The sequence below is a fragment of the Streptomyces sp. NPDC001889 genome, from assembly GCF_053594535.1.
Genome location: NZ_JBSFER010000008.1, coordinates 275,982 through 288,222 on the forward strand (window position 1 = coordinate 275,982; position 12,241 = coordinate 288,222).

At 74.1% G+C, this 12,241-nt stretch carries 7 protein-coding genes; 4 read left to right on the forward strand and 3 right to left on the reverse strand.

What is annotated here, in order from left to right:
• The first annotated feature begins 208 nt into the window (after positions 1 to 208).
• Positions 209 to 2,329: an asparagine synthase-related protein gene (locus ACWCRA_RS11590; protein ID WP_351550560.1), complete on the forward strand. Its 2,121-nt coding sequence runs from the start codon at positions 209 to 211 to the stop codon at positions 2,327 to 2,329.
• Between the two features lie 233 nt (positions 2,330 to 2,562).
• Here ACWCRA_RS11590 and ACWCRA_RS11595 read toward each other — a convergent pair whose 3' ends face one another.
• Together ACWCRA_RS11595 and ACWCRA_RS11600 are read right to left on the reverse strand one after the other, a co-directional pair.
• Entirely contained in the window at positions 2,563 to 4,797 is a 2,235-nt protein-coding gene (locus ACWCRA_RS11595; protein ID WP_451067322.1) for a sigma-70 family RNA polymerase sigma factor, read from the reverse strand.
• A gap of 182 nt (positions 4,798 to 4,979) precedes the next feature.
• The gene (locus ACWCRA_RS11600) at positions 4,980 to 5,798 is read right to left on the reverse strand and encodes a TetR/AcrR family transcriptional regulator (protein ID WP_351550554.1); all 819 of its coding nucleotides are present in this window, start codon (positions 5,796 to 5,798) and stop codon (positions 4,980 to 4,982) included.
• A gap of 325 nt (positions 5,799 to 6,123) precedes the next feature.
• On the opposite strand from ACWCRA_RS11600, the gene ACWCRA_RS11605 reads away from it, so the two are divergent.
• Both ACWCRA_RS11605 and ACWCRA_RS11610 read left to right on the forward strand, forming a co-directional pair.
• The gene (locus tag ACWCRA_RS11605; protein ID WP_451067323.1) at positions 6,124 to 7,755 is read left to right on the forward strand and encodes an NAD(P)/FAD-dependent oxidoreductase; all 1,632 of its coding nucleotides are present in this window, start codon (positions 6,124 to 6,126) and stop codon (positions 7,753 to 7,755) included.
• 170 nt (positions 7,756 to 7,925) lie between these two features.
• On the forward strand, positions 7,926 to 9,770 hold the full coding sequence (locus ACWCRA_RS11610) for an ATP-binding SpoIIE family protein phosphatase (protein WP_351550549.1): 1,845 nt from the start codon (positions 7,926 to 7,928) through the stop codon (positions 9,768 to 9,770).
• A gap of 24 nt (positions 9,771 to 9,794) precedes the next feature.
• Here ACWCRA_RS11610 and ACWCRA_RS11615 read toward each other — a convergent pair whose 3' ends face one another.
• Entirely contained in the window at positions 9,795 to 11,063 is a 1,269-nt protein-coding gene (locus tag ACWCRA_RS11615; RefSeq protein ID WP_351550546.1) for an MFS transporter, read from the reverse strand.
• Between the two features lie 144 nt (positions 11,064 to 11,207).
• On the opposite strand from ACWCRA_RS11615, the gene ACWCRA_RS11620 reads away from it, so the two are divergent.
• Positions 11,208 to 11,783, forward strand: coding sequence for a MarR family winged helix-turn-helix transcriptional regulator (locus ACWCRA_RS11620; RefSeq protein WP_351550543.1), 576 nt, complete (start codon positions 11,208 to 11,210; stop codon positions 11,781 to 11,783).
• The last annotated feature ends 458 nt before the right edge of the window (positions 11,784 to 12,241 follow it).

A 12,241-nucleotide genomic window follows, 5' to 3' on the forward strand; every position in this document is an offset into this window, starting at 1 on the left:
CGCCTTCGTGGCACCATGGGCCCGAACGGCCAGGTGCGGCCCTGCGCACAGGGCGGGCGACCGGCCATCGGGCGGCAGCTGTCAGGTGTGTTCGGGTGTGATGCTTGTCCCGTGTGTCCGGCTGCGGCGTGCTCGCCCGCCGGGCGTAGCGTACTCCCGAACGGCCGGGCCCGGCGGCCGGGTCTGTCCACAGCCTGTGGAGGCGGCGATGCGGTGGTTGGTGGGATGGAGCAGTATCGCCGCCCGCTTCGGCTCGGCGGGAGCCGTGGGCGCGTCCGACGAGGGCCGCACCATCCAGCCCGTCGGCTCCCAGCTGCTGTGGGGTGACCCCGACCCGCTCTGGGCCGTCGGCGACTGGCGCCCCGACGAGGTCCGCGTCGTCGCCCTCGACCCGCCCCCCGGCGCCGCCGGAGCCCCCACCCGGATGGCCGTCCTCGGCTGCTGCGCCGCGAGCGACGCCGAACTGCGCGCCGGACTGCTCTCCGCCCGCGGCGGCGCCCTGCGCCACCTCACCGCCTGGCCCGGCAGCTACACCGCCGTCGTCCAGGCCGGACGGCGGATCACCGTCGTCGGCGACCTCGCCGGCGCGAGACCCGTCTTCCACACCCCCTGGGCCAACGGCACCGCCTACGCCACCGCCGCCCTCCCGCTCGCCGACCTCATCGAGGCACAGCTCGACATCGGGCACCTCGCCGCGCTCCTCGCCTGCCCCGAGACCCCCGAGGCCCTGCGCGACTCCACCCCGTACGAAGGCGTCAAACGCATCCCGCCCGGCCACGCCCTGATCCTCCGCGAGGGCTCCCGCGAGGTCACCGGCTACGAACCGGTCGCCTCCCTCGCCGTCGCCGGCCCGCGCATCGAGCCCGAGCGGGCGGTGGACGGCGTACGGGACGCGCTGATCGAAGCGGTACGGGCGCGGCTGACCGCACCCCGGCACGCGCCCGAGACCGCGCCGCCCGACCCGGGCCCGGTGCCCGGGATGGGCCCCGCCGACCGGCGCGCCCGCCGGGGAGCCCCCGCCCCCGGCATCGGCGCCGACCTCTCCGGGGGCAGCGCGTCCGGCACCCTCGCCCTGCTCGCCGCCGGGCTCCCCGGCAGGCCCGGCACCCTCCTCGGCCACGGCACCGGCGCGGGCGAACGCCTCCTCGCCGTCACCTACAACGACCTCACCGAGGACGGCCGCGAACCCGAACTGGAGCGCGCCCGCGCCCTCGCCGACGACCCCCGGCTGCACCACGTCGTGGTCGCGGCGGGCGAGGAAGGGCTCCCGTACACCCATCTGGAGAACGGGCCGCTGACCGACGAGCCCGCCCCCTCCCTCGTCGTCGCCGAACGCCACCGGGGCCGGCTCGCGTCCGGCAGCGCCGACCACTTCACCGGCGCCGGAGCCCGCCAGGTCCTGGACGCCCACCCGGCCCGCCTCGCCGATCTGCTGCTCGACCGCCGCCGCCGCCATCTGCTGCGGCCCGTCGCCGCGCTCACCCGCGCCGAAGGGGCCTCTCCGCACTCCCTGTTCATACCGCTGACCGTCTACCGCGCGGCCCGCCGGCTCGCCCGTACGCCCTACCGCACCGGACTGGAGACCGCGGCCGACCGGCTCGTCGAAGCCAACCGGGCGGGCGCCCGGGCGGGCGGGACCGGCCCGCTCGACGCCTCCCTCGCCGCCCTGACCTGGTCCCGCCCCGGCCCGGCGGCCCGCTGGCTCACCGGCGAGGCGCTCGCCGAAGTATCGGTTCGCCTCATCGACGCGGCGACCCGCCCCGTCTCCGTACAGCGCCCCGGCGAGGCCCGCGCCCGCGCCGCGCTCACCCGGCACGCCCTGGACCAGCGCATTCTGGAACAGGCCGCCGAGGTCCGCAGCCAGCGGATGCATGCCCCCTTCCTGGACAACCAGGTCGTCCGCGCCTGCCGCGACCTGCCCGAGTCCCTGCGGGTACGCCCGGGGGCGCGCGCCGAGATCCTCCGTACCGTCCTCGCGGGCGCGGGCATCCACCAACTGCCCCCCGGCTGGGGCACCCCCACCCACTCCTCCGCCACCGCCACCGCCCACCGGGGCCTGCGCGCCGCGCTCCCCCAGCTGATGGCCCTCTTCGACGCCCCGCTGCTCGCGGACGCCGGCCTCATCGAGGCCCGGGTCGTCCGCAAGGCGCTGCGCGCCGCGGCCGAGGGTGAACCCCTGCCGCTCGACGGCCTCGCCGACCTCGTCTCCACCGAACTCTGGCTCCGCCGGCTCCTCTCCCGCCGCGGCACCTGCTGGACCGGCACCGCGGCCCCCCGCAGCCGGGCCGTCGCGGGCGGGGTACCGCTGAAGCCGTCCCTGAGGTCGTAGCGATCGGACCGCCGGTACGGGGGTGCCCGCGGCCGGCCCGCTGGGCACGGCACCCACGGGCACGGCACCCGCGGCACGGCGCGCGGTCCCGCGCCCTCCGGGACGGACACCCGTCGTGAGCCGCGAAAGCCCGGCGGGCCGGGCCCCGCTCGGGAGGGACACCGCCTCGTGCCGGCCCGGCGGCGGACCGGGCGGCCCTCCGCTCCCCTCCGCTCCCCTCCGCTCCCCTCCGCTCAGGAGCAGCTGATCCGGGAGCGGGCCCAGTCGGCCAGCGCCACCTCGTCGAAGGGGGTGTGCGGCTCCACCACCAGCCGGATCGTCTTCCGGCCGCCGATGGCGACCTGCATCGGCACCGCCGGGTCGCCTCCGCGGACCACCGGGGACCGCCACAGCCGCGTGCCGTCGCCGTAGACGGAGAAACGGACCGCGCCCAGCCCGTGGGTGAGGTCGTCCACCCCGACGACGGCGTCGTAGCGGGAGCACGGGCGGTTGAGATCGATGGTGATCGACGACCGGGCGTTCACCGTCGCCCCGTGCGCGTACCGCACCCCGCCGATCAGCAGATTCGTCCGCTGCCAGAGCCAGGTGCTCTCGTGCAGCCGGACCTCGGGCCCGGTGTGGTCGCCGTACACCCCGTACGGCAACCGGTTGATCTGGTAGACCTTCGGCCGCGGTGAGGGAGTGGGGCTCGGCTCGGGCGGCTTCGGGCTCGGCTTCGGCGTCGGCTCCGGCCCGGGTGTGGGCTTCGAGGAGGGGGCGGGCGAAGGGGTGGGGCTCGGCCGGGGCGATTCCGACGCCGAGGGCTCCGGCTCCGGGGGCGCCGGCCGCTCGGGCGCGGCGCTCGGCTTCGCGGGCCGTGGCGCGGGGCGCTCCGGCGCCGGCTCCGGCTCGGGCCGCGGCGGCACGGGCGGTTCCGGTTCGGGCGAGGGCGGGGGCGCGGGCGGCACGACCGGCCGCACGGCCGGCGGCTTGGCCTCCGGCCCGGGCGGCTCGCTGTCGCCCGCGAAGGCCCACACCAGCCCGGCCGCCGCGGCCACCGCCACCAGCGCGCCGATCCCGGCCTTCGCCGGAGCCCCCAGCCCCTCGGACGCCATCGCGCCCCCGGCCGCACCCGTCGTCCCCCCGGCCGCGCCGCCTCCCGTGGCAGCGGCGGCGGCACCCGCCCCGGCGGCGCCCGCCGCGCCCCCGGCGGCGATGCCCGCCGCCTTGAGCGAGTACCCCGCGGCGAACCAGCCGACCACCGCGACCGGCAGCAGCGCCGGGATGGCGGAGTTGACATGCGCCAGCTCCCCCGCCGCCAGCCGGCACTTGGCGCACTCCTCCAGATGCTTGCGCAGCCCGCGCTCCGCCCGCATCCGCAGCCCGCCCCGGGCGTAGGCGCCGAGCCGGTCCGCGTACCGCGCGCAGTCCCCGCCCGAGGTGAGCGAGGAGCTGACATGCGCCTGGAGATAGGCCTGCTTGAGCCCCTCCCGCGCCCGGCTGGCCAGCACCGCCGTGGCGTTGGCGGTCAGTCCGAAGAGCGGCGCGACCTCACTCGGCGACTCCTCCTCGACGGTGGTGTGCCACAGCACCGCCTGCCAGCGCTCCGGCAGCGACCGGAACGCCTGCATCGCCAGCGAGCGCTCCGCCTCGTTCATCGCGCGCACATCGGCGCCCAGTTCGAGGGTGGTGCCCGCCGCGCCGGCCGGTTCCCGCGTGGCCTCCGCCGCGAACACCGCGAAGTCCTCGACCAGGTGCTCCCGCTTCGCGGTCCTCGTCCAGCCCGCTGCCACCCGCCGGACCGTGGTCAGCAGATACGCCCGCACCGCGTGCTCGGGTCCCGCGCCCCCGCGCACGGCCTGCAGGGTCCGGGCGAACACCTCGGCCGTCAGATCGTCGGCGGTGTGGGCGTCCCGGCAGCAGGTGCGCGCGTAACGGCGCACGGCCTCCGAGTGGCGCCGGAACAGCTCCGCGTAGGCGCTGTCGTCCCCGCTCCGCATCCGCTGGATCAAGTCGGCGTCGGAGTGGGGCTGTTCGCGCGGCGGCGGGAGCAGTGACTCGTACCCTCCCCCGCCGCCCTCGCGCTGCGCGGGCACGGCCGTGTCCCGGGGGCCCACGGCGGGGACACCGAACACCGGCGAGTCGTCCGCCCGGGTGCCCCCCGTCCCCTGACCGGGCACGGAGGCTCCCCCGGAGGCCGCGCCGGAAGAGGAGGAGGACGGCAGGGAGGAGGAAGACGGAGAGGAAGGCGAGGAAGCCGAAGACCGCGACGAAGGTGAGGAGGCCGAGGACGGAGGGGAGGAGGTGAACGGGGGGACAGCGGGAACCCCGGGCCGGGACCCGAACCGGGCCCCACCGGGCCCGCCCTGCTCCGGCACCTGCTCGGCGGGCCGCCCGCCGGTCTCCGTGCCCCCGCCGCCGTCCGGGCCTTCCGAACCGCCCGGGCCACCCGCTGATCCGTCCCGCGCGTCCCGCCCGTCACCGCTCATCGCGGAAAGCCCTCATTCATTGCGGAAGCCGCCGTCAGCACCTCAGACCCGAACACCGGGCAAGCGTGCCACACGGCACCAGCGCACCGGACGTCCAGCGGTGTCAACCACTCATCCGAGGAGACCTGACCGAATCCACGCACGATCAGGACCCCCGAATCACCCCCGGAGGGGCACCGCCGTCACACCGCCCTCGGCCGCAGCCCCTCCAGCAGAATGTCCAGCAACCGGGCGGAGGCCGCCGCCTGCTGAGCCGCGTCCGGAAGCGAGGGCGCGGCCGTGGCTATCACCAGCAGCACATCGGCCACGGTCACATCGCCCCGCAGCTCACCCGCCGCCCGCGCCCGGTCCACCAGTTGTCCCACGACCTCCAGCAGCACCCCGGCGCCCGAGTCGTCCTGCTCACCGGCCGGTACCGGGCGCTGCCCCACGACCCGCAGATCCGGCTGTCCGGTCCCCGGCCGCTCCGGCACGGCCCGGTCCACCGGCGCACCCGACCGCTGATGCGGCACCCGCGCCTCGGCCGACTCCTCCGGCTCCACACCCACCCGCAGCACCTGCGGCGGCAGCAGCCTGCCCGCGCCCGACGCCACCGACGTCCGCAGGAACCGGGCCAGCGCCGACCACGGCTCCTCCTCCTGCCCCAGAGCCGCCCGCGCCTGCTCGGTCAGCCGGGAGGTCTCCTCCTCGGCTATCCGGCGCACCAGCACATCCTTGCTCGGGAAGCGGCGGTACACCGTACCGACGCCCACCCGGGCCCGGCGGGCCACATCCTCCATCGGCGCGCCGTAACCCAGCTCGCCGAACACCTCACGAGCGGCGCGCAGCACATGCTCCAGATTGCGCTGGGCGTCCACCCTCAGCGGCGCCGAACGGCCCGCCCCGCCCGATCCCGTCCGCCCGTTCGCGCCGGTTCCCTCACCGCTCGGATGACCGACCGGAACACGAGAGTCCGTGGCCGGCGATACGGCGGTCTGCCAAGGCGAATCCTGAATGGTCATACGCGTTCCCCCGGTCACTGTGTCTCCCCCCGGAGACCTCCCCACTGGTCTGCCGGGCGCGCCTTGACCAAGCACCCCGACGAGGTACGAACATAGTTGAGCGGGGGTCAATTCAGAAGGGGGTAGTTCCGCACGGAGCGCCCCCCGATCGGAGCAAGGACCGGAAGCCTCCCTTTTACGCCCCCCAGCACCCCCCTTCACGCCACCCCTGACCTGCACACCTTCCCTTTCGCCCGACAGGCACCCGGCGCACGGCGGCACAGAGCCTCCGGTCACACAATTTGCCGGGGCTGTGGACAAACGCCGGGGACCGTTGCGTCATGGGATGGTGAAGGCAGCTGACTCCCGGGGCCACGCCCCCGGCACCCCACCGGACGTGCCCACCGCCGGCACGCGCATTCTCGTCCTCGGTGGTGGCTATGTCGGGATGTATACGGCTCTCCACCTCCAGCGGAAGCTGAGAGGGGAGATCGAACGCGGCGAGGCGGAGATCCTGGTGGTCACCCCCGAGCCCTATATGACGTATCAGCCCTTCCTCCCCGAGGCCGCCGCCGGCTCCATCTCCCCGCGCCATGTGGTGGTCCCGCTCCGCCGCGTCCTCGACGGCTGCAGAATCCTCATCGGCGAGGCCACCGCCGTCCACCACGCCAAGCGCACCGCGACGGTGACCACCCTCGCCACCCCCGAGGAGGGGACCGGCGCGATCGAAGTGCCGTACGACGAACTCGTCATCGCGCCCGGTTCCGTCTCCCGCACCCTCCCCGTCCCCGGTCTCGCCGACTACGGCATCGGCTTCAAGACCGTCGAGGAGGCCATCGGGCTGCGGAACCATGTCATCGAACAGATGGACATCGCCTCCTCCACCCGCGACCCGGCGGTCCGCGACGCCGCCCTCACCTTCGTCTTCGTCGGCGGCGGCTACGCGGGCGTCGAAGCACTCGGCGAACTGGAGGACATGGCCCGCTACACCGCCCGCTACTACCACAACATCAAGCCGGTGGACCTGAAGTGGATTCTCGTGGAGGCCAGCGACCGCATCCTCCCCGAGGTCGGCGAGGAGATGGGCCGTTACGCCATCCGGGAGCTGCGCGCCCGCAATATCGACGTCCGGCTCACCACCCGTCTGGACTCCTGTGAGAACCGGGTCGCCCGGCTCAGCGACGGCAGCCGCTTCCCCACCCGTACGGTCGTCTGGACCGCGGGCGTCAAACCCTCCCCGCTCCTCGCCGCCACCGACCTCCCGCTCACCGAGCGGGGCAGGCTGCGCTGCACGGCCCACCTGGCCGTGGACGGTACGGAGCACGTCTGGGCCGCCGGGGACGCCGCAGCCGTCCCCGACATCACCTCCGCCGCCCCGGGCGCCGAGTGCGCGCCCAACGCCCAGCACGCCGTGCGCCAGGCCAGGACCCTCGCCGCGAACATCGCCGCGTCCCTGCGCGGACGCCCCCTGGAGGAGTACGCCCACAAGTACGTCGGCTCCGTGGCCTCCCTGGGTCTGCACAAAGGTGTCGCCCATGTCTACGGACGCAAGCTGAAGGGCTATCCGGCCTGGCTGATGCACCGGGTCTACCACCTCAGCCGGGTGCCCACCTTCAACCGCAAGGCGCGGGTGCTGGCCGAGTGGACCCTCGCCGGCCTGTTCAAACGGGAGATCGTCTCCCTCGGCTCGCTGGAACACCCGCGCGCCGAGTTCGAGAGCGCCGCGATCGGCGGCCCGCCGCGGGACACCCACCGCCCGGGCCCCCCGGACCTGCACCGGCCCGGGCTCCCGGGAAACCACCGGCCCGGGTCGCCGGAGGCCCACCGCTCCGGTTCGCCGGACACACACCGTTCCGGACCCCCGGACGCATCGAGACCGGAACCCCCGGACGCGCCGGAACCCCCGGACACGCCGGAGCCCGGACCGCCGGACACCCCGGGACCCGGACCCGGCGGCAGCGGCCCCGGAGGCGGATGACCACGGCGCACAGGGCCCGGAAGGCCACCCCGGAAGGGCCTAGTAGACGCCCAGTCGACACCGGCTGTCAGTACGTTCGGTCACACTGGACGTGTGACCATAGGTGGGCTCACATTTGCACAGAGTGACCCTCGTGACTCTTGGCGACAACCATTGAGGCTAGAAAGTCAGTGAACTTCACGCGTTGGAGCGCAAGGCTCCCCGGGACGCAGCGCCGCGCCGCGGCGCGGAGGACCGACCGCGGTATCTCCACGGCGTCGCCGCGCCCGGCCCAGCGGGGAGACGGCGGCCGGACCGACACCCGGGGCGACGGCTCGGTCCCCGCCGCCCGGGGGGACACGGCCCGGGAGGATGGCGCCCACGACGGCCGGACCGGGCCCGGCCCCACCGGGTCCACCCCCACGGGCCCCGCGCCCACCTGCGACAACGCTCCCCGGGACGCCGCCGCGGCCACGAACGCCGCCCGCGCGGGGACCACCGGGGCCGCTCGCCCGGCCGGACCGCCCCCCGGCCCGCTCCCCGCCGCCCCCGCGATCGAGAACGTCCCGATCCGCGAGCTGCTCGGCGGCCTCCCCGCCCTGGTCGCCGTCCTCCACGGCGTCGAGCACCGCGTCGCGTACGTCAACGACGCCTACACCACCGCCTTCGGCCCCCGCCCGATCGGCAGCCGGGCCGCCGACTCCTGCCCCGAACTGGCCGAGCTGGGCCTGACCCCGCTCATGGACCAGGTCCTGCGCGGCGGCACCTCACGCACCGTGAAGTCCCGCAGAGCCGCCGGCGGCTCCTACACCGCGAGCTGCCTCCCCGTGGACATCCCCGGCACCGGCCCCGGAGTCCTCGTCTTCGCCGCCGATGTCACCGACCACGCGGAGGCCGCCGACCGGCTGCGCGCCAGCGAGCGCCGCCAGCGCGAGATGGCCGTCACCCTCCAGCGCTCCCTCCTCCCCCAGGAGCTGGAACAACCCGACGATCTGCGGATCGCCGCCACCTACCAGCCGGGCAGCGAGGACGCCGCCGTCGGCGGCGACTGGTACGACGTGATCACCCTCGGAGCCGGCCGCACCGCCCTCGTCATCGGCGACGTCATGGGCCGGGGAGTGCGCGCGGCGGCCGTCATGGGCCAGCTCCGCACCGCCGTCCGGGCCTACGCCCGGCTCGACCTCCCACCCCACGAGGTCCTCCAGTTGCTCGACGGACTCGCCGCCGAGATCGACGCCAGCCAGATCGCCACCTGCGTCTACGCCGTCCACGACCCCAACGAGGGCAGACTCCTCTACGCCTCGGCCGGCCACCTCCCCGTCCTCGTACGGGACGAGGACGGCACCGTGCGCCGCGCCGCCGGTCCCACCGGACCGCCCCTGGGCACCGGCGGATGGCTCCACAGCTCCGCCTCCATCGCCCTCCCGCCCGGCTCCAGCGCCGTCCTCTACACGGACGGCCTGGTCGAACGGCGCGGCGAGGACATCGACGAAGGCGTCGCCTCGCTCGAACGCGCGCTCTCCGGCGCCACCGGCACCCCGCAGACCGTCTGCGACCGGCTGCTGCGCTCCCAGGGAGTCACCGCCGACCACGACGACGACGTCGCCGTCCTCGTCGTCCAGCACCCCGCGCGCACCGGCCCCACCGCCGAGCTGTTCCACAACGCGGCGCTCGACCTCCTCGGCGGCACCGAGGCGGCCCCGCGCGCCCGCGCCTTCGCGTCGGGGGTGATGGCCTCCTGGCGGTTCTCCCCCGAGCTGCACGACCTGGGCGTGCTGGCCACCAGCGAACTGGTCGCCAACTCCCTCCAGCACGGCACCCCGCCCATGCGCCTCAGACTCCGCCGCACCGACCGCCGGCTGATCATCGAGGTCACCGACGGCGACGACCACCTCCCGCGCCGCCGCCGCGCGGAAACAGAGGACGAGGCCGGTCGCGGAATCTCCATCATCGCGACGATCGCCTCGTCCTGGGGCAGCCGCCGCACCCCCGGCGGCGGCAAAGCGGTCTGGTGCGAGTTCGCACTCCCCGCCTGAACCCCGCGAAGGGCCCCGGCGGCCTCAGGCAGCCGCCTCCACCTGCTCGGCCGGCTTGTGCTGCGCCACCACCCGGGACTTCACCGCCAGATACGGCTGATTCTGTACGGGAGTGAGCTGCCGCCCCAGCTTGATCGCCAGCACGGTGATCCCGATGGAGAACAGCACGAACGTCACGATGTACGGACCGTGCAGCGCCGCCCCCATCGGCCCGCCAATGGCCGGCCCGAGCGCCAGCGCCATCTGCTTGACCAGCGCGAAAGCGGAGTTGTACTGCCCCACCATCGACTCCGGCGCCAGATCGGCGACCATCGGCGCCACCGTCGGCGCGAGCATCGCCTCCCCGAGCCCGAAGAGCGCGTACGTGGAGATGAACGCGGCCGTGGCCATGGCCTGGCTGCTCGACCCCAGGCCCGCGACCCCCGCGAGCACCCAGGCGACCGCCCAGATCAGGCCAACCGCGGCGATCACCCGGCTGCGCTTGCGGCGCTCGACGAACTTCAGCACCACGAACTGCGCCAGGACGATGACCGCGGTGTTCGCCGCCAGCGCCGTACCGAGGGTCGACGGCTCGATCCCCGCGGCCTCGGTGCCATAGGCGGCCAGACCCGACTCGAACTGTCCGTAGCAGGCGAAGAAGAGGACGAACCCGAGCACACAGAGCTGGACCATCGCCTTGTGCCCGAGCAGCGCCCGCATCCCGGCCCGGCCGCTCTGCGGCGCGGCCGGTGCGCCCTGGAGCGGCACCGGACGCGGCAGCCGCACGGTGAGCGCGATCCCGGCGAGCACCAGGAACATCACGGCCTCGATGCCGAACAGCAGGGTGAAGCTCTCCGGCCGGCTCTTGTCGACGATCTGTCCGCCGATCAGCCCGCCGAGGCCGAGCCCCAGGTTCTGGAGGAAGAACTGCATGGCGAAGGCCCGGGTGCGGCCCGGGGCGTCCACGCACCACACGAGCATCGTGGCGAGCGCCGGCTGCATCACGGCCGTACCGGCTCCCAGCACGGCGGCCGAGGCCACCACCGCCGGGACGCTCTCGGAGAGCCCGATGGCCACCGCGCCCACCGAGGCGAGCACCGCCGCCCCCACCAGCACGGGCAGCGGCCCGCGCCGGTCGATCACCCGCCCGGTGAAGGGGAGGGCGACCAGGGCGGCCATCGCGAAGACCGCGAGGACGGCACCGGCCGTCGTCGCGCCCAGGTCCCGTACCTGCGCCACGTACACATAGAGATACGGAACCGTGAAACCGAGTCCGAACGCGCTCAGCGCGCTCCCCGTCTGGATTCGGCGCATCGCTGCACCAGCCGCCCTGGTCACACTCACCTGCCTCAAAGATCGAAGTACTGAAGCCTGAAGACTTCAACAGTAAAGTTAGATCCTTAACAATACACATCGAAGGACTTCAACACCAATGAGTGCCGTGCGATACTGCCCCGTATGCCTACCGCGAGCCCCGACGGCCCAGCAGTGACCGGCTCCGCCATCCAGGAGCCGTCCCTCGACGAGCAGATCGCCGCGTACCAGCGCGAGTACGGAGACCTGGACCCCCAGGTCGAGAAGGTGGTCTCGGCACTCGGCCGGCTCAACCGCCGGATGAACGTCGGCTACGGCCGCCAGCTCGCGACCCTCGGCATCAGCAACGCCGAGTGGGAGGTCCTCAAGACCCTGGTCCTCGCCGGCGCCCCCTACCGGATGGGCCCCGGCGAGCTGGCGAAGCGCCTCGGCCTCACCCCGGCCGCGATGACCCACCGCATAGACCGCATGGCGAACGAGGGCCTGGTCACCCGCGACCGCGACGAGAACAACCGGGTGCGCGTGATCGTGGAGCTGACGGACGAGGGACGTACGAAGTGGCTGGAGGCGATGCGCATGGCCAGCGACTTCGAGGGAGACCTCCTCCAGGACCTCTCGGCGGACGAGCGGGGAGTCCTCGGCGAGCTGCTGATCCGGGTCCTGCGCCGGGTGGAGGACGCCCAGCCGGACGCCGGCGGCCGGCTGACCGACCTGGACTGACCGCCCGGCTCCACCCCGGCCCCGGGCGCCAACGGCCCCGGAACCCGCCCGAACGGCGCTCCACCGCCCCGGACCAGCACCTTTTGCTCCGGCTGTCGAGTGGATTTGACACGAACTTCACGCATCCGTAAAGTTCTCCGAGTTGTCGCGGGGCCGGAACGGTTCTGCGACGGCAACTCCCGCCGCGGATGCGGCACTCACACTCAGCACGATCCCCAGCCGGGGTAGATTTCGGTATGCCGAAATCCATTCGACAGACTCGATTATGAGTCGGCCGGGAAATCCGCTAGAGTTTGAGACGTCGGAACGGCCCAACAGCCGGGAAGACACCCCGAGTTCGACCGGGAATCAGGCCCGAAAGGATCTGATAAAGTCGGAGCAGCCGAAAGGCGAAAGGCCGGTCCAACTGGCCGCTGGATCTGAATCCAAGTCCGGAAACGGAATGAGAAAACGGTCTG